This is a genomic window from Mycobacterium sp. NGS40 (assembly GCF_059812735.1).
This window is the reverse complement of the sequence record NZ_JCALDG010000001.1, coordinates 54577-70479: the sequence shown is the minus strand read 5'-3', so window position 1 is coordinate 70479 and position 15903 is coordinate 54577. Positions and strand designations below refer to the sequence as shown.

The 15903-nt window shown below is 67.7% G+C and carries 11 protein-coding genes; all 11 read right to left on the bottom strand.

The window, feature by feature from the left end:
* Window positions 1–67: 67 nt before the first annotated feature.
* The 11 genes from AC5Y5O_RS00300 to AC5Y5O_RS00250 all read right to left on the bottom strand — a co-directional run bounded on the left by AC5Y5O_RS00300 (window position 68) and on the right by AC5Y5O_RS00250 (window position 15739).
* Window positions 68–937 (bottom strand): ESX secretion-associated protein EspG, encoded by an 870-nt coding sequence (locus tag AC5Y5O_RS00300; RefSeq protein ID WP_096284047.1) that lies wholly within the window; start codon window positions 935–937, stop codon window positions 68–70.
* A 10-nt stretch (window positions 938–947) separates the two neighbouring features.
* Entirely contained in the window at window positions 948–1238 is a 291-nt protein-coding gene (locus tag AC5Y5O_RS00295) for a WXG100 family type VII secretion target (RefSeq protein WP_025736523.1), read from the bottom strand.
* 32 nt (window positions 1239–1270) lie between these two features.
* On the bottom strand, window positions 1271–1564 hold the full coding sequence (esxG, locus tag AC5Y5O_RS00290; RefSeq protein WP_096284045.1) for a type VII secretion system protein EsxG: 294 nt from the start codon (window positions 1562–1564) through the stop codon (window positions 1271–1273).
* 54 nt (window positions 1565–1618) lie between these two features.
* Complete coding sequence (locus AC5Y5O_RS00285) at window positions 1619–3094, bottom strand: PPE family protein (RefSeq protein WP_096284043.1); 1476 nt, start codon at window positions 3092–3094, stop codon at window positions 1619–1621.
* Between the two features lie 2 nt (window positions 3095–3096).
* Window positions 3097–3396 carry a PE family protein gene (locus AC5Y5O_RS00280; protein WP_096284041.1) on the bottom strand — a complete coding sequence of 100 codons (300 nt, stop codon included), beginning with the start codon at window positions 3394–3396 and terminating at the stop codon, window positions 3097–3099.
* Between the two features lie 34 nt (window positions 3397–3430).
* A complete protein-coding gene (gene eccCa / locus AC5Y5O_RS00275; RefSeq protein WP_096284039.1) occupies window positions 3431–7420 on the bottom strand; it encodes a type VII secretion protein EccCa in 3990 nt (1329 codons plus the stop codon).
* Window positions 7417–9018, bottom strand: a complete 1602-nt coding sequence (gene eccB / locus AC5Y5O_RS00270) for a type VII secretion protein EccB (protein WP_096284037.1) — start codon at window positions 9016–9018, stop codon at window positions 7417–7419. Before eccB ends, eccCa begins: the two co-directional genes overlap by 4 nt.
* Entirely contained in the window at window positions 9015–10868 is a 1854-nt protein-coding gene (gene eccA / locus AC5Y5O_RS00265) for a type VII secretion AAA-ATPase EccA (RefSeq protein WP_096284035.1), read from the bottom strand. The genes eccB and eccA overlap by 4 nt, the downstream gene beginning before the upstream one ends.
* 536 nt (window positions 10869–11404) lie before the next feature.
* A complete protein-coding gene (locus tag AC5Y5O_RS00260; RefSeq protein WP_096284033.1) occupies window positions 11405–12904 on the bottom strand; it encodes a PPE family protein in 1500 nt (499 codons plus the stop codon).
* 209 nt (window positions 12905–13113) lie between these two features.
* Entirely contained in the window at window positions 13114–14019 is a 906-nt protein-coding gene (locus tag AC5Y5O_RS00255) for a class I SAM-dependent methyltransferase (protein WP_500023232.1), read from the bottom strand.
* Between the two features lie 130 nt (window positions 14020–14149).
* Complete coding sequence (locus AC5Y5O_RS00250; protein WP_500023230.1) at window positions 14150–15739, bottom strand: PPE family protein; 1590 nt, start codon at window positions 15737–15739, stop codon at window positions 14150–14152.
* Window positions 15740–15903: the final 164 nt, after the last annotated feature.

The following is a 15903-nucleotide window of genomic DNA, read 5'->3' as shown; positions in this document are numbered from 1 at the left end:
GCACCGGAGGTCAACGGACCCTCGAATCAGCCTGGTACATCGTGTTCTCTCTCTATCTTGTTGTGTTTTAGGCGTATTGGGTGGATAGATCTCGCGACAGCCGCTGACCGGGGAACCAGTGTCCCTCGGGCAGGCAGGCGGTCAAGTTCTCGATCGCGACGGCAATCGCAAACGGGGTTCCCGGACTGAACGTCGAGACCCATTCACCGTCGAACGCGCGGGACGGACTGACCAGGATCCGGCCCGCGGTGGTGTCGACGATGCTCATCCCGACTTCGGTGGTGGCGTGCTGACCGTCGCGATGGCGACCGGCGACGATCTCCACGTAGGTGCGCGGGCCGGTGAATACGGATTCCACCACTGCCCTGGCGGATTGCGGAATGCCAAGGTAGTCAAGGACTTCAGTCAGCGGCGCACCGGAGCGCAGTCGTTCGTCGGCGCGCGCTCCCACACGCGCCGGCATGCTGAATTCCGCGAACTGCGCCGGCGGACGCTGGCCCAGCCCCACACCGAGGACCGGAACCAGTGCCCGCGCGTCGCCGATATTCATGGCGGTGAACGTGACCAGCTGCGCGCTGCGTAGCGCGACGACGGACTGGCCGGTGGCGCCGGCGCGCCGCGCCACCACACCGCGCAGCAACTCGCCGGCACCGCTGGCTGCGCCGGAGCCCACGTAGCGCAGATCAAGCCATTGGTCGGGAAAACACACCAACTTGATCCAGTCGGCGACCGCCCGGTTCACCACACCGTCGGGCCCCATCAGACCCATCCGGGTCAGCTCGTCCTTCTGATCTTTGAAGAACGCGTCCCGCTCCGCGGCATCGCGATAGGGCGTCGTGATCGCCAAAACCCATGGAAAGGTACCCGCGCCAACGGTTTCGGCGATGAACCACGCGTTTTCGACCGTCAGCTCGACGGCATTGGGCTCGACACTCATCGACGGAGGACTAACCGCCCCACTTGGCGGCTTCGGCCGTGTCGCGGGCGAACATGGCCAGGGTGTTGTTTTCGTGCGTGCTGGCCATCGCCTGGTAAGAGCGCACCAACGCCTCCATGGCCTGGTTCCACTGAGCCTGCCAAACCTGGTAGGTCATACCGGTGTCACCCTGCCAGGCGTTCTGCAACGCGGCCTGCTCGGTGGCGATGTCGGCGCCGAGGCCCTGCATCGTGCCGGCATAGCCCGACATGTCGGCGGCGTGGCTCAACATCGCCGGGTAGTTGTACATGATCTGCGACATCTCAAGTCCTTTCGCGGTTACTAGGGGTCAGCTCAGAACGAGGTGTAGCCGGACGCGGCGGCGGCGTCGGCGGCCACATAGGTGCCCGCGGCGTCACCGAGGTTGGCCTGAGCGATGTCCAGCAGGGTGTTGACCCGTGCCGCCATCTCCACGAACCGGGCGTGCGCGGCCTGGAACGCAGCCGAAGACTCGCCCTGGTGGAATGCCTGGGCGGCCATCGCTTCCTGCTCGGCCCCGTTGATCGTGCTGCGCATCAGGGCGGCCTTGGCGCTGAACGCCGACTGCGAGGCCACCAACTGTGGAATGTGAGCATCCAGAAGACTCATGACATTTCCTTTCTCTTCTGTCCCTTACGATTTCGGCTATTGACTGCGCTACTGCTAACTTTCGGAGCCCCCTCCCCCCGCCTGATCGGGCTCATCGGGACCCGCGCCGTCGCGGTCCCAGGTTCCCGGCACCATCGGCATCCGCGGGCCGCTGCCGTACTCATCGCCAGCCAGCTCGGTCAGTCCCGATGCCTGCAGATCCGCGTCTTTGCGCGCGGTTCCGGCAAATCCAAGCCGCCCGGCCCCACTGCCCGAAGCCATTGCGGCCGTGACCCCCTCGGCGCCACCCCAGTCGGGATCGACGTCGACGTTCATGTCGAGGAACTCGTCACCGTGATCGCGCATCGCGGCCCGTCGGCGTCGTCGAGCCGCGGCCGCGCGGCCGGGTACCGCTGCAGCGGCCGCCGGGATGGTCGCGGCCGGTGCCTTAATCCCGCCGCGGCCGCCCAGGGTGGGGCCGAAGCCGGTTTCCGGATCGCTACCCATGGCCACCAGATAGCCGAAAGTCCCGGCGACCGGAGCGGGTGCCGGTGCGGTCGCCGCGGTGGCGGGCGCGGCGGGTGCGGACGCGGGAGCCGACGCGGGCGTCGCAGCCGGCGGGGCCATGGCTGCCACCGGCGGCATGGATGAACTCTGGGCGGGCAGCACCGGCGGGACCGCGACCGCGCCCGGCACCTCGGGCAGGTCCTGCGGGTTCTGCAAGTACAGGTAGGCGCCGATGCCGATGACCAGTGGGATCAGGAAGGGGGCGGTCAGAATCGCGCCCCAGGTGGGCCAGCCGAGCAGGTTGGTGACCAGCTGATAGGCGAGGAAGAACAGCAGCGGTCCGTTTGCCACCAGGAACGGCCCCAAATTCTGCATGAACTGCTGAATCATGTCGTTCAGGTTCTGGAAGAACTGCTGCAGTTGCCGCAGGAGGTTCTCCCACCAGTTCCCGGAATCCGAGTCACCCTGCTGGGCCAGCGTCGAGAAGTTGTTGGTCTCGGCACCGGGACGCAGCACGTTGGGAGCGGGGTCCGTCCGCGGCGCCCCGGCCAGCGCCGCGTCCGACACCACCTGGTAGGTGCTCATCGTGATGGCGGCCTGGACCCACATCCGTGCGTAGTCGGCCTCGTTGACCGCGATCGGAATCGTGTTGATCCCAAAGAAATTCGTCCCCACCAGCACACCGTGGATCATGTGGTTGGCGGCCAGCTCCCCCAGTGTCGGCATGGCCGTCAAGGCGCCGGTGTAGGCCGCCGCCGCGACTTCGTGCTGGGCAGCCACCCCCGCGCTGTCGGCGCTGGCCTGCATCAGCCACGCCAGATAGGGGATGTGCGCGGCCGCGTATTGCTCGGCGGTCGGCCCTTCCCACGAGCCCGCCTGTACTTCCCCCAGTAGCCCACTGAGTTCGGCTGCCGCGTCGGCATATTCGGTGCTGAGCGAGGTCCACGCACCGGCGGCCGCCAACAGCGGCCCCGGTCCCGGTCCAGCGGTCAGCAACGCCGAATGCACCTCCGGCGGAGACGCCATCCAGATAGGCGCGGTCATTGTCAGACGCCGTACGTGACGGCCGCGGCGGTGTCACCCGCGAGGTAACTCGCCCCGCCTTCGCCGACGCCGATACCGGCGCGGCCCAGCTCCTCGACGCCCTCGGCGGCCACCACCGAGTGCAGCTGGCCCTGGGCACTGAATCCCGCTGCCGTCGTCAGCGACACCGGATCCGCCGCGGGTGGCACCACCGCGGTGATCGCCGGAGCGGCCGCCGCGTGCGCACTCGCCAACCGCGCCGTCAGCGCCTCCACCGCCGCACTCGTCGCCGCCAGGCCTTCAGGGACAACTCGCAACGTCATATTGACTCCTTTTGTTGCGCTTCACTAATCACCATCAGCGGGCGAAACCTTCGTCGGCTCCCCCTACAACAGACTCGCCAACCAACGGGTTGACCAACTGCACATACGTCGGGCTTTCGGTGTCTCCCAACAGAATTGCCCGCCCGGCAGGCAACCGGCCAAACCGTTGACCGCGGATCTTCCCGCTGTCCTGCGGATTGCCCGCCAGCATCAGCGTGGTTGCCTGCAAGTCGTTGAACCGGCGCAGCAGCGGGCTGGTCATCAGGGCATGCCCCGAGCCGGTGGCCCGCGCCGTCACGATCACCCTCAGCCCCAGATCGGCAGCCTGGCTCAGCTCCGGAATGAGGCTGGCCCACGGTCGCTGTCCGATGTATGGGCCACTCATCGCCGGTGCGTCCGGAATCTGGTCGACGTCATCGATGATCAGGTAGTGGGTGTGGCCCTCGTAACTCCACCGCGCCAACTCCGCTGCCGACAAGCCCGCCGGTGGACGGCGCGATCCGATGATGTTGGACAGGCCCAGCATCGCCGGGATGATCCGGTCGATGTTGGCGGTGTACTCATTGTCGGCGAAGAGCGGCTCCTCGACGAGATGCAGCCGCCGATCCAGCACCGTGAACGCCACCTGATCCGATGTGGAGTGCTCGCGGATGGTGCGGATAATGTGGCGCAACAAGGTGGTCTTGCCCGACTTGCTGTCGCCGAACACCATCAGCAGCGGGTTCTCCGCGAAGTCGAGCACGACCGGCGCCAAGTCCTCTTCGCGCTGGCCGATGACGACCTGTTCCGGTCCGCGATACAGCGGCCCGAGGGCGTCCGGTGCCAGGTTGGTCGGCAGCAGCCGAACCGGCGGTGCCGCCATGCCCGGGTAGCGGGCGTTGATCGCGGCGATCTGGTCCAGCTGCGGGGCCGCGAACAGGAAGTGTTCGGCGGCCATGGTCAGCCCGCGACCCGGCTGGTCGGCCGGCACGGCGTCGGCCGGGCGGCGCAGCGCCCCGACCACCCGCACATTGCTGTCCCGCGCGTCGTGCAGCTTGAGCTCGAGGCGCAGCCCGAGGCCATCCCGCATCGCCAACGGCACCTCCAGCCAGCTCGGGGTGGTGACGATCACGTGGATGCCGTACGCAAGGCCTACGTTGACCAGCTCAGTCACCTTGGCCAGCAACGGGTTACGCGTGTTGAACTGGTCGGTGTTGTCCCGGGCGAAGGCGTAGAGGTTGTCGATGACCAGGAACACCTCACCGAAGCCATCGTCGTGAGTCGAACCGTGCTTGTCGCGGAACGCCTCGCGGTGCTGGCGGGAAAGCAGCAACTGCTCGAGCTCGCCGAAGGTGCGGCGAATGCGCTCGGGCTCCAACGGTGACGCCACACTGCCGACGTGCGCCAGGTCTTCCAGGGCACGCAGCTGACCACCGCCGTAGTCCAGGCAGTAGAAGGTGACGTCGCGCGGCGAATGCAAGCTGGCCGCGGACAGCATGAACGTCTGCAGCGCAGACGATTTACCGGACTTTGCGCCGCCGTGAATCACCATGTTGCCCGACGCCGACGTGGCATCGAAAATCAGTGGGTCGCGGCGCATCTCGAACGGCTTGTCGATCTCACCGAGCGGCCAACGCCATTGCCGGTCCGGCACCGCGGCGTTGGCCAGCACCGTCGTCAGCGGGATCGGCTCGTCCAGCGGCGGCAACCAGAGCTGCGGCGCCCGGGGCCCGTAGCGCGCCAGCTGTTCGCCGATGGTCGCGATCAGCTTGCGCGGCGGGCCGGCGAACTCGTCTTGGTCGGCTCCGGTGATCACCGTGCCCTGATCGGGCTCGACCCGTCCGGCCGTGAACAGTTTGGGCTGTGGAACAGACTGCACCACAAGGGTCTTGGCGGTCCGCGGCGGCTCGTAGATGCCGTCGACGTAGGTGCTGCGGAACTTGATCGGGGCGGCACCGGGGGCGGGCACCAAGAAGCCCACGCCCTTGTGTTCCTTACCCGATTCGATGTGATAGGCGTCGTCCACGCCGATGATCTGGCGAGAAACGCTGGGACTGGCCACCTTCAAGCCGATGCGATACGAGGTGTTCTTGTCGATGTCCTTGATCTTGCCGACATCCAGCGTCTGGGACGCGAACAGGATGTGGATGCGGAACGAGCGGCCCTTGCGCGCCACGTAGTCGAACAGTTCCGCGTACTCCGGGTAGTCGGCCAGCATCAGCGTGAACTCGTCGGCGACCACGAACAAGGTCGGGATCGGCGGCAGGTCTTCGGCGCCGGGGGCGCCGGAATCCCGAGCGTTCTCGTATTCGACCACCGAGTTGAACGCGCTGCCCTGCACCCGCCGGCCGGCCTCGCGCAGCAACGTTTCGCGCCGTGCCACCTCACCACGCAGCGTGTCGGCGAACCGGTCGGCCAGCGATTTCTTCTCGGCCATGTTCGAGATCACCGCGACGACCTGCGGGAAGTCCCGGAAGCTGTCGGCCCCGGCCTCACCCTTGAAGTCGGCATAGATCACGATGAGCCGGTCGGCCGAATGAGTTGTCAACAGCGACAAAAGGATTGACATCAGGGTCTGCGACTTGCCGGAACCGGTCATACCGATCATCAGGCCGTGTGGACCCATCCCGCCCTCGGCTTCGTCCTTCAGGTCGAAGTAGAGCGGTTCGCCGGTCGCGGTGACCCCGATCGGCACCCGCAACTCGTCGTCGCGACGCCGCGGTCCCCACAGCGTCGGCACATCCAGCTGCGACGCGTCCGGAACACCCAGCAGCGTCGTGAACGTGGCGCCCCGGGTGGCCGCCGAGCGCAGCCCGGTGTGAGTCGGGTTGGAATCCCAGCGCGACAGCTGACGCGCCAGGTGGGCGGTCTCGTCGGCGCCGAGCGCGTCGGCGTTGTCGATGAACGGCTGCCAGCCGCCGGTCTGCCAGCGCTCGATGGCCCGGCCACCGCCCCCGACGACACGCAGAATCGGCTTTTCCGGATCCGAATACTGTTCTCGGTGAGGCGATGTCGTGGTGCGGTGCACCACGGTCACGCCGGCCCGTCCGAGTGCCAGCGCCGAGGCGTTCACGTCGTATTCGGGGTCGTCGATGATGATCAGCAGGTGCCGCAGCGCGTCGGCCGGATCGCCGGTGAACGCCGGCCGGTCGGCCAGCGCTGGGCCCAGTAGGGCGACCAGTTCATCGGGGTCACTGGACAGGAAGCGGGCCGGGCCGACACCGTCCACCTCGCCGGGAATGTCGCTGTGGGGCAACCACTTCAGCCAGGACCAGTCGTGGTTCTCCGGATCGCGGGTGGCCAGCGCCACCCCCAGCACGGTCGGGTCGTGCCAGGTGACGGCCTGAGCGACCCAGGCCCGCAACGCCCCCCGCACCTCGTCGGGTTCACCGAGGATGGTGATCCGGGAAACCTTGCTCAAGTCGATTCCGGTGGGCACGTCGCGCACGGTGCGCTGGGTATCGAGCAAGCTACGTAATGCGCTGTGCGACACCGGTTCCAGATCGATTTCGTCGGCGGTGTCCTGGACCCGCACTGCGGTGGCCAGGGGGACCTGGTGCCGCCCGGCCCGCAGCACCAGAAAGTCGGGGTCGTGCGGGTCACGTTCCCACTGGCGGCGAGACCCGGGCACCGTTGCCAAAGCCGCCGGCTCGGGATGCGACCACTGCGCGGCGGCACGCTGCTGGGCGGCCTGGGTGCGGATGTTGTCCCGGACGACTGACAGGTAGCGCAGGTAGTCGGCGCGTTCGGCGTCGACCTCCTCGGTGCGCATCTTGTTGTCGTTGCCGCGATAGAGCGCGGTTGCGGCCAGCAGCAACACAAACGGGAAGAACAGGGTCTGCGGGGAAATCACCCGCATCCCGGTGGCGACCAGCGCCACGATCATGCCGACGATCAGAATCACCAGCACGTAGGGCATCGCGCGGCGCAGGAACGACGGCGGAATCACCCGCGGCAACTCTGGCGGCGCTTCGATGGTGATGGTGCCCTGGCGGGTGCTCGGCGGCGCCAGGCGCCGACGGGCTTCGAAGATCAGTCGGCTCATCGGGGTCCTCCTTCGGCCGACACCGGACGTCCGGGCTTGCTGTCGGGCGCCAACCCGTCGTGTGCAAGTAGCGCGTCGGCGCGCGATAGCGTCGGGCCCGTCGCGAACAGCGACAGTATCGACCAGGGAATGGGAACGGGGGGTGTGGTCAAGCCAAGGGCCTCAACGGTTTTGCCGTGCGAGGCGTTCTCGGCCTCGTTGTCGATGCCATAGCGCACTCCGGTGTCGGACACCCAGAACAGTGAGCCCGCACCCGGCGATGTCGCTGCGCCACCGACGCTCTGCGCGAAGTAGCCGGTGCCCGGTGCCAGGGCCACCCGGGTGGCGATCCCCTGCGTGCCGCCGCCGATCAGGTTCACGGTGCGAACCGACTCCGGCACCGGCAGCGCGGAACCCGCCAGCAGGCTCAGCGAGCTACTCGCGGCCCCGGCCGGCTTGCTCCAGTACGCGCAGGCGACGGGATTCCTGGCCGCGTCGACAAGGGCGATTTGGCGGTCCGGAAAGCGCGTGGTGTCCAGCATCCGCGACACCGGCAGCTTGGCCACCTCGTCGGCGCCCAGCCGCGGGGGCTGGTCCAGGCCATAGGAATTGGTGTTGCGCAGGACCGCGGCGAGCACCGGCGAGATCGGCTGCAGACCGTCTGGCAGCACCGCGTAGTAACGCACGTTGCCCGGGTCGACGCCGTAGGACGTCACCACCGACCCGATCGGCGCCGGGACCGGGTAGGTCGCCGGGGTACCGGCATTCGGGACGCCGGGCGCCGCGAGTGCGGGCGCCTCGGGGATCGCGTTGAACAGCCCCGCCGCGATGGGCCGCGGTGCCGGCAGGTCGGCACTCAGCCCCAACGCATTGGTGACCGCGTGGTTGGCCAGGTCGATCTGGCTGCGCTTGCCGTTCCACAGCAGCCAGGTGCTAGCACCCTTGTCGCCGGTGAACTCGACGAGAATTGCGTCGGCGGGCCCGATGGTGGCCGCACGGGCACCGCTGCTGTCGGGCGTGCCTGCGATCACGGTCACGCCGGTGCTGTGCACGGCGTGCGATCCCTGGGCCGCCTCACTGACCGCGTCGCACACCGTCCAGTTCGCGTCATGAGATGTGTTCTGCACCATGCGTTCTGGCGCTCCCGGGATGCCGATCAGGTTTCCGCGCGGAAACCGGTCCAGCTCACTGCTTTTCACCGTGGCGGGGTTGACCGGCTTGCCGGCTATCAGCCGGGCCGAGGTCAGGTTGAGCACCGGGTGCAGTTCGTCGCCGATACGCACGTACAGTGCGGCCGTGTCCCGATCAGCGAGCACCGCGTTGTTGCCCGCCTGACCATTTGGCCGGATCAGCGAGAACACGAAACAACCAGCCAGGCCGGTGATCAGAATCAGGGCGCCCATCAGCACCGCGCGCGACTGGGTGCGCAGCGGGTCGACCAGCATCCTGGTGTCGTGCAAGGCGATTCCCGAGGCGATGCGGCGCATCACGAAACGCCAGCCCGTCACCTGATGCCGGGTGACGAACCCCCGGCGGTAGACCACCTTGTCGGGATTGTCGTTCACGGGGGTACGCGACGAGAACGAACGTCGTTCGTCCTGAGGTTCGGGATTGGTCATGACGGCACCGATAGCCCGAGCCCGCGCAGCAGCGGTTCTACCGAATTACTGACATCTCGGTCGGTGATCGTCATCAGCTCCTCATCGGTGAACGCGCCGGTTCCCGCCTGCTCTGAATGGTCCAACCGGAATTCGCGCTCCTCCTCGGAGCGCTCGACGATGTTCCGGACAAAACGACCGTTACCCGCGATATCGAGGCTGCGCCGTTCGACGCCGTTGGAGTCGGGGGTCGTGGCCGTCGCCAATTTCTCGAACAGGTCGTCCATGTGGTCGAGCGCAGACTGCTCGAAGATACTGTCGCGCTGTTCGGCCATCTTGCGCGCGATCTCCACCAACTCATGGGAGTTGTACGACGGGAAAGTGATGTTGCGGGTAAAGCGCGACCGCAGACCCTCGTTGGTGTCCAGGAACTTGTCCAGATCCGCCCGGTACCCGGCGATGATCACCACCAGCCGGTCACGGTCGTTTTCCATGCGGGCCAGCAGCGTGTCGATGGCGACCAGGCCGAAGTCGTTCTTGGCGCCGGTGGCCACCAGGGCGTAGGCCTCGTCGAGGAACAACACCCCGTCCAGCGCACTGTCGATGATCGCGTTGGTCTTGGCCTCGGTTTCGCCGATGTGCTGACCGATCAGGTCGGCGCGGTGCACCTCGCGAATGTTTTCCTTCTTCAAAAGCCCTAGGCCGCAATAGATTTTGGCGACCACACGCGCAATCGTGGTCTTACCGGTCCCGGGTGGTCCGGCGAACACGAGGTGGTGGGCGCGTTGTGCGACCTGCAGGCCGCGCTGCTTACGCACCAGCTCCATGGCCACCGAACTCTTGAGCCGGGATACCTGGTTTTTCACCTCTTCGAGGCCGATGAACTCGGTGAGCTGACGTTCGGCCTCGTGCAGCAGCACGGACTTGCGTTCGTGCGCGGCGGGGTCGACGAAATCCTCTGCACTGGGCTCGGTTTCCGGATCCCACGGGTCGGTGCGGGCCTCGATGCGAGCCGCATTGGTGGTCACAATCCCGAAACTGGTATCGGTCAGGGCCGTTTCGACCTGTTCGTTCTCCGGGTGCGCGGCGTACAGGTCCTGGAGGACCTCGCTCGCCGACTCTTCGTCGACGTGCGCACGTAGCACGAGCGCCTTGGCCAACGTCCCGTCGACGGTGGCCACCTCGACCGGGCCCTGCGGCTCCTCGAGGTAGGACAGCGCGGGGGCGAACAGGCCCAGACGGGCCAGTGCGGTTCCCAGCGCGATCTTGGCCGCGTGCGCGTAGGCGCCGTCGAGATCGGCGTCGTTGACGATCGGGGTCAGCAGCTTCACGACGTCGGACCATCGCTCGGCGCGGTAGTTGATGACCACGGAGATCCACCGCGCCTCACGCCAGCTCGGACGGCGTGCGGTCAGCCCGGTGACGATCTCGTCGGCCTCGGCAAACCGTCCGGCCGTGGCCAGGGCCGCGGCGAAGGCGAGGTGAAACTCCTCCGGGTTGGCGGCGCGAAACTGTAGATACAGTCCGCTGTCGTAGCGGAAGCCCAGGGCTCCGGGCGCCAAATCGGCCTGCCGCTGCAGCACCCCGGCCGTGGCCGCGGTGCGCGACACCGCCTCCAGTACCCGCAAGGATGCGTCGCCCGCGGCCGCGAGCCCGGTCCACGCGTCGCACTGGTCGTGGGCGACGCGTGTCAGGGCGGTGAAGCCCGAGCGAGCGGCGGCCAGGTCGGCGGGGCGCTGACGCTGATATACCGCGATACCGAGAGCGCGGCAGCACGTAGCAAAACGGCTGACGACGTCGCCGTCGACTCTGGCGTCCACCCGGGAAGTGCCGGGCTGGACTGCGAGCACACCGCTGTCACCGAGTTCCACGGCCGCTACTTTCCATGAAGATAGTCTCCCCTAACTTAATTTGCTGAAGTTAGCATTGCATAAGCTAAGTGTCGAGGCTCTTGGGGCCGTCCGACCGACCACCTGCCCACCCTGATTCCACCCCTGAACTGGGTTTTCTGAGCGTTCACCGGTCCACCTCTCCAGTTGTGGCATTGGCCGCACTTCCCCTCGACGGCAGAGCCTACTGAAAATGGTTTTCATTAGCAAAGCGCTTCTCCGGGCGGCGGTGGCCCCGACGTCGCCGGGGACTCCAGACCCGCGCGCTGACGCTGGAAGCCGGCGGGCGGCAAGCTCCCGGGCCGACTCGAATTCGCGGTGGTCGTTGATCGCCAAACGCCGGCGCGGGGGTGCGGCCATCCAAACCGGCGCGGTCACAGCAGCGACTCCTAACCGATCGGGTGGGCGCAACGACCGCCTTAGCTGATAAGCGGCGCCGCGAGCAGGCAGTTAATAGTCGGCTACTCGACCGGAAAAGTTCCCTGCTGGGCGCCCGCCCGGTTTGCGCTCCGGGCGTCTCACGTCGGTCCGTCATCGCTGGGTAGCTGCCAGGTTCCAGGCACCATCGGAACCGACGTGCCGCTTCCGAATCCGTCGCCTTCCAGCGTCGCCAATCCGGCAGCCGGCACCGCATCCTTGCGGACGGTCCCAGCAAACCCCAAAGCACCGGCTCCCTGCTCGGACGGCGCGGAGGGGCCAGTTCCAACCGGCTCGTCGACGAAAGGACCGGCCTGATCATCGGCGTCCAAGAATTCGTAACGGTAGCCAGGCTGATGGCCCCTCATCGCTGCGCGCCGGCGCCGACGCGCCTTGCTCTCTTCCCGCGCGGCTGCCGCGGCTGCGGCGGCGGCAGCCGCCGAATCGGGCTCCGGAGCTCTGCGTTGTGCGCCGCTGCTCATGCCCGAGCCGGACCCGATGCCGGGGCCTCCCACTAGGTACGGGTACGCCGCGCCCTCGATCCCGGCGGGCGGCGGCGGGGATCCGGCTGCCGGGGCCGAAGCCGGCGCGGACGCGGGAGCCGAAGCCGGGGCTGGGGACGGCGTAGGAGCCGCGGCGCTCGCTGCAGCAGGGGCGCTCAGCACGGCCGGCGGACGAGGCGCATCGGGCAGTGCTGCGGGTACCACCGGGGCAGGGGCCACGTCGGGCTGGATCGCGGCGAGCGACGCCAGGCTCGCCAAGGCTCCGGCGAATCCGAGGCTGGAGGTCGCCACAATGATCGCGATTTGCGGGGCGAACGCCTGAAAGGCCTCGATGACGTGGGTGAACTCGTCGGCGACCAGTAGCCCAATGTCGGCCCACAACTGCGCGAACGCCTGGGCCGGGTTCGTTTGGAATAACTTTAAGTCGCGGCCCAACGTCTGGAATATTTCGAGGAAGCGGTTTATCCACCAACTCAGCTGGTACGGGTTGCCGTCGTCGTTGTCGATGATGTCGTCGTAGGGAAGATTGCTCCCACTGTCGGAGCTGCCGGTGTCGTCGGCTTGCATGATCACCGGCGCCGGATCGGCCTGCGGGCTGGCCGCCAGGGCCGTGCTGGTGATGGCCTGATAGGTGGACATCGTGGTGGCGGCCTGGACCCACATCCGTGCGTAGTCCGCCTCGTTGACCGCGATCGGAATCGTGTTCATCCCAAAGAAATTGGTCGCCACCAAGACGCCGTGTACCAGGTGGTTGGTGGCCAATTCGGGCAGCGTCGGCATCGCCGCCACCGCGGCCGTGTAGGCGGCTGCCGCCGTCGCGTGCTGGGCCGCCATCGCCGCACTGTCGGCGCTGGCTTTCGTCAGCCAGGCCAGGTAAGGCGCATGGGCAGCCACATACTCCTCGGCGGTCGGCCCCTGCCACGCCCCGGCCTGGGTATTGGACAAGATCGCGGAGAGTTCGTCCGCGGTCTCGGCGTAGGAGGCACTCAACGACTCCCACGCGTCACTGGCGGCCAGCAAACCACCGGGTCCCGGACCGCTGCTCAGCAGGCTGGAGTGAACTTCGGGAGGCGATCCCATCCATATCGGTGCGGTCATTCCCGGCCGCCGACCGAGTACGGCATCGACAGCGCCATCCCAGCACTCCTCGCCTGGCCGGAATCGGCGACGCCCGGGCAGTGGACGGCACACCTATCAGCCTGTTAGTAGTCGGCGAACAGTGCGCACTAGTTCCCGCGCGTCTTGAACTCATCGAAAGCTCAGAGAAAGACGCCGCGAAAGAGTCGCGCGAGACTACCGCGGAGAACTCACGCCCGAACGGCGCTGACCAGGGTGTTGCGGGCAATCATCGGTCCCGCTTCGGTGTCTGGCCCGGGTACCGGGCGGCCGACCTCGCGCAGGTAATCGGCCAGCGGGGTGCCGACCGCCTTCCAGCCGTGCTGGCCGAACCATTCGGTGGCCGGGGCGTGTTGCTCGTTGTAGACCAATTGGAAGAACAGCCGCTTGTCGCCCTGGGCGCCGGCCGCGCGCTCTTCTTCGACGGCGGCCTCGAATTCGTCGGGCTGCAGCGGTGCGCCATCCTCCACGGCGACATGGCTGCCGTGTCCGGCCAGGCTGTCGATGCCGGTGAACAGCTGCTCCTGCGCGGTGGCCGGCAAATAGATCAGCAGTCCCTCGGCGATCCACGCCGACGGCTTGGCAGGGTCGAAGCCGCTGTCCCGCAACGCTTGTGGCCAGTCGTCGCGCAGGTCGACGGCGATCTCCCGCCGCTCGGCGCGCGGCTGGTCGCCGTGGCCGGCGAGCACCCGATGCTTGAAATCGAGGACCTGCGGGCGATCCAGTTCGAAGATCGTGGTCGCGGCGGGCCAGTCCAGCCGGTAGGCGCGCGAGTCGAGCCCGGCCGCCAGCAGGACGATCTGGCGCGCACCGGCGTCGGCGGCCCGCAGGAAGTAGTCGTCGAAGTACTTCGTGCGGGCGGCCTGGAAGTTCACGAAGTGCTCGCCGAAGTCGGCGCTCTTGAGCGGGTGGTCGGGTTCCTTGCCGTCGAGGACGTCAGCGGACGAGCCACCGACGGCACGACAGAAGACCTCCGCATATGGGTCCACGGCCAGCGGGTTGGGCTTTTGCGCCTCCAACGCCCGCGCGGTCGCTACGAATAACGCCGTCGATCCGACGCTCGTTGTGATATCCCAGGTGTCACCTTCGCTACGCACTCAACCGACAGTACGCCGCCGCGCCGACACACCTTTCCCGCTGGGGTCAACCGGGATTGGGCGCCGGCGACCCATCTTTCCAACTGTCGACGGCACGGTGAAGTCGCGGCCGACGGCAGGCATCGCGCCGCTAGTCGCCGCGGTCGTGCGGCACGTCACCGCCCTGCGCGTCCCAGCTGCCCGGCAGCATCGGCATCCGGGGGCCGTCCCCGAACTCACTCACGGCCAAAGTGGTCAGTCCCGCCGCCTCAGCGGTTGCCGTACGCGCCGTGCCGGCGAACCCGAGACTCCCGGCGCCGCGGCCCGACGCCTCCGACACCGCCGGCCCTACCCAGTCCGGGTCGACGTCGACGTTCATCTGCATGAACTCGTCGCCGCGCTGGCGCGCCCGTCCCCGGCGCCGCACCCGGGCCTGCCCGCGGCCGGTAGCCGCGGCGGACGCGGTGGCCGAATCCGGTTCTGGTGCTTGTCTTTTCGCATCGGCGGCCGCACCGGCGCTCATCCCGGAACCGAAGCCGACACCGGGCGGCGCCACGAAGTACGGGGGCGCAAAGCCGGGGCCGGCGGGAGCCGGTGGCGCGGGTGGCGCCGCGCCGCTGACCGCACTCGCTGTGGGCGCCGGCGCGGGTGCCGGGGGCGTCGCGGCGACGGCCGGGGCGGCGAGGGGCGTCGTTCCGAGCGCCACCGGCAAGTCGGGCACAGGTGCGGCGACCGGGGCCGGGGCCACCGCGGGCGCCGGAGTGGGCGGCAGCCCGGCCAGACCCGCGAATCCGGCCACGGCGCCGAAGGGAGCCGCGGCGATCAGCATCGGAACCAAGAACAGTTGCGGCTGCGCCGGCAACCAACTCCCGAGCTGGGCCAGGTGAGTCGGCCAGTCCAGCAGCACCAGGTCGGTGATGAATTGGAAAGCCGCCGCGGGGTTTTCCTGCAACAGCGTGCCGAACCGCTGGAAATCGCTGAAAAGCTCGAGGGCTCGAACCACCCACCAGAGGATGTCGCCCGGGTTCGTGTAGTCGTCGAAGGGCACTCCGTTCAGCGTCCCCTCGACGGGATCCCAATCGAGTCCGAACAGCCGCAAAATTTGGGCGAGCAACTGATTGAGCGGACTGTCGAAACCGTGGTCGTGGCCCTCGTGATCGTCGCCCTCCTCGTGGTCGTGGTCGTGCTGGGCGGCGGCCTCGGATCGCAGGATCTGCGGTGCCGGCTCGGTCTGCGGCGTAGCCGCCACCGCCGCGGTCGAAACGGCCTGGTAGGTCGTCATCGTGACGGCGGCCTGCACCCACATCCGCGCGTAGTCGGCCTCGTTGACCGCAATCGGAATCGTGTTGATGCCAAAGAAATTCGTCGCCATCAAAGCACCATGGACCGCATGGTTAGCGGCCAGCTCGCCCACGGTCGGCATCGCCGACAACGCCGCGGCGTACGCCGTGCCCGCCGTCTCATGCGCTGTGGCCGCGGCGGCACTGTGCGCGCTGGCCTGGGTCAACCACGCCAAATACGGGCCGTGCGCGGCCACATACGACTCGGCGCTGGGACCCTGCCATGCCCCGGCCTGCGTCGAGGCCAGAACCTCGCTGAGTTCGGCTGCAGCCGAAGCGTATTCGACGCTCATCGAACTCCACGCCGCCGCCGCCGCGAACAAAGATGCGGGCCCCGGGCCGCTGCTCAGCAACACGGAGTGCACCTCCGGCGGTGCGGCCATCCACATCGGCGCCGTCATGCTAAGCCGCCGCCGACAACCAGATACGACGAATCTGACACAACAACGCCAGCTGGCATCACGGCAACTCCTCGGCTGAGGGGACTGGAAAGTTGCCCAGGAGCCTACTGAAAATGATTGTCGTTATCAATGCAGCCTCGGCCGAAGCGATCACTCCGCCGATA